Origin of the sequence: Sphaerochaeta sp. UBA5836 (assembly GCF_002432845.1) — a bacterium.
Classification (GTDB): Bacteria; Spirochaetota; Spirochaetia; order Sphaerochaetales; family Sphaerochaetaceae; genus Sphaerochaeta.
Window position 1 is genome coordinate 1 of the sequence record NZ_DJGW01000079.1, and the last position, 2,697, is coordinate 2,697.

At 54.9% G+C, this 2,697-nt stretch carries 2 protein-coding genes and 1 pseudogene; 2 read left to right on the forward strand and 1 reads right to left on the reverse strand.

Annotated features, from left to right (window positions below; all coding sequences use genetic code 11):
- A pseudogene (locus B3F49_RS06830) lies at positions 1–361 on the forward strand (hypothetical protein); the annotation flags it as partial.
- A gap of 60 nt (positions 362–421) precedes the next feature.
- Positions 422–1,708 (forward strand): CehA/McbA family metallohydrolase, encoded by a 1,287-nt coding sequence (locus tag B3F49_RS06835; protein ID WP_293909986.1) that lies wholly within the window; start codon positions 422–424, stop codon positions 1,706–1,708.
- Here B3F49_RS06835 and B3F49_RS06840 read toward each other — a convergent pair.
- A partial coding sequence (locus tag B3F49_RS06840; protein ID WP_293909988.1) for a LacI family DNA-binding transcriptional regulator occupies positions 1,696–2,697 on the reverse strand: 1,002 nt, incomplete at its 5' end. The genes B3F49_RS06835 and B3F49_RS06840 overlap by 13 nt on opposite strands.

A 2,697-nucleotide genomic window follows, 5' to 3' on the forward strand; every position in this document is an offset into this window, starting at 1 on the left:
CCTGTTGCTTTCCGCAGGTATCGAAGGCTATGACTACATTCTCAAGAATGGCAAGATCGAGTACACTGAAGTCGGCAAGGCCCACGCCAAGGACCACGGGGCTCCATTCCCGATTTCCAAGCTTTTCGACCTTTCCGTCTTGGGCGAGATGAACCCCGGAGTGTTGGAATCGGTTGCAATCGGCAAGCGCGCAGACGTCGAGGTTGCTCCCATGGGATATGCCAACGGAGAGCTGGACGCCCGCAAGTACTATGATATCATGTCCAAGTGGATGACCGAATGCGTGATGGGGAAAATCTCCGCAGAGGCAGCCATGAAGGGTGCTGAGAACGAGCTGAGGACCAACAAGCTCATCGACTGACGATACAGCTGTATCAGAATCGGGCGCAGCAGATGCTGCGCCTTTCTTGCAGGAAACGATATGGAAGAAATCCGCTTGAGCAGGACCTATACCCGTGAGGAGCAGAAAAAGTACCTCCGCATTCCCTTCCAGGTAGGACAAGATGTCCAACGCATTGAGATAACCTATGCCTATGAACGGCATCAGGTACGGCAAACCGCCTATGGACAGGAGAAGAAGGAGATCAACATCATCGACCTGGGGCTGTTCGATGAGCGGGGGCAGCTGTGCGGCTGGTCGGGCTCGGAGCGGCTTTCAATCGTAGTGAGTGAACAAACCAGCACTCCAGGGTACCGAAGACTTCCGATCAGAAGCGGAACCTGGCAGGTTGCTTTGGGAATCTACAAGGTTCAGTCCAGCGTAGAGGTTCAGCTGTGCATCCGCCTGTTTCCCAAAGAGAGGCGTTGGCTGAAAGGCGATCTGCACATGCATACCCTCAACAGTGACGGCATCTATACTACAGAGGAGGTCATCAGCTACGCCAAGCATGCCAAGCTGGATTTCATCGCCTTGACCGACCACAACAACACCGAGCAGAACAGGGAGATAGGCAATCCAGAGGGTATTACCGTTATTGCGGGGATGGAATACACCAACTACGGCGGGCACGCAAACTTCTTCTTTACCGATGAGGGAATCTTTACCGCCGATCCGCTCTCCAATACCAAGGAAGAGATGCAAGCTGTCGTGAGCGAAGCAAAAAAGAGGGGTGCCATCGTTTCGCTGAATCATATCTGCGACACATCCTGCCCTTGGGTGCTCGGCTTCGACATTCCCTACGACCTGATTGAAGTCTGGAACGGCTTTCCCAAGCCTTCAGACATGGAGGCGATTGCCTGGTGGCACCAAAAGTTGGTGGAGGGCAGGCATGTGGCAGCCGTTGGAGGTTCCGATACCCATCGAATCGAGCAGGGTCGCAGCCATGGGACCCCCACCACGTATGTATATGCACGCTCATCCGGTCGCAAGGATATCCTTGATGCCTTGGTGGAAGGACGGTCGTTCATCACAGCCTCATCGGACGGTGCCCGGCTGGATCTGCACCTCGGCCCTTCAGGCTTGGGAGAGTGTGCGATATGGGATGAACAGCTTGAGGGGGAGGCATCTGTAGACAAGGCAAAGCAGGGTGATCGCTTGGTGCTTATCAGCGACATGGGCATCGAGGCGACCTGGACCATAGCATATGAGGGCCGGCTGGCCTTTCCTTTCAAGGTGCAGAAACGACGTTTTTACCGCATTGAACTTTATCGGAACCTGCTGGGTATACAGCTGCTTGCAGCCCTTACAAACCCTGTCTACTTGCGTTGAGCAGTTGAATCCCGCTGAACAAAGGTGAACGGCAGGGCTATGCTCACCGGCAGGCCGTTCTTGCTGGTGATCAGAGAATGCAACAGAGCTACCGCCATCTGTCCCATTTCAACGAGCGGCTGACAGATGGTGGTCAAGCGGGGGACGGAGAACGAGGAGAGCTCGATATTGTCAAAACCGACGACCGAAACATCGCCGGGGACACTGAGGTTGTGGTCGGCAAGACCGCGAATCGAGCCGAGAGCCAGCTCATCGGTTATGGCAAACAGTGCAGTAAAGGTGGTATTTGAATCCAGCAGCCGGCCCAATGCCTTGGCTCCCCCTTCCATGTTGTACACATCGGCAAAAGCAACCTTGCTTGCATCATAGGGGATTCCCGCTTGCTCAAGCGCCTTGCGGTACCCCTCCAACCGTTGGGATGAGAAGCTGTATTTGGTCCCGCCGATGCAGGCGATATCGCGATGGCCAAGCTTGATCAGGTAGCTGACCGCCTGCAACGCAGCTTCATCTTCGCTGATATGGATCGAGGTGGCCTTCCACCCATCCCTCTCGAAGGTGGCAAGTACGGTGGGAATCTTGTTCTCCTCCAAGTAGTGCTGGAACTCAGGCAGCGCCACTTCATGCAAGATGATGATGCCGTCCAGACGGTCCGCCTTCAGGCGCTTGAGGCATGCCAGTTCCCCTTCCTCGTCGGTGGAGGCAAAATAGAAGCTGGTATGGTAGCCGAACTGTTCCAGATGGTGTTCCACAATGCTGAACAGCTGACGTTGGAACATGTTGAACATGCCCGGCATGACGATGCCTACGGTAGAGGTATGCTTGCTGACCATATCGCGGGCGGCACGATTGGGGACATAGCCGGTCTGCTTGATCGCAGAAAGGATACGCTCGCGCTTGTCGGCCTTGACGTTATCCTGATGGTTGAGCACCCGGGAGACGGTGGAAACAGAGACCCCTGCCAATTTCGCTATGTCCTTGATACTTATCAT

Excerpts from the sequence above, each read along its gene's own strand:
- B3F49_RS06835 (WP_293909986.1), top strand. The coding sequence starts at position 422 with ATGGAAGAAATCCGCTTGAGCAGGACCTATACCCGTGAGGAGCAGAAA.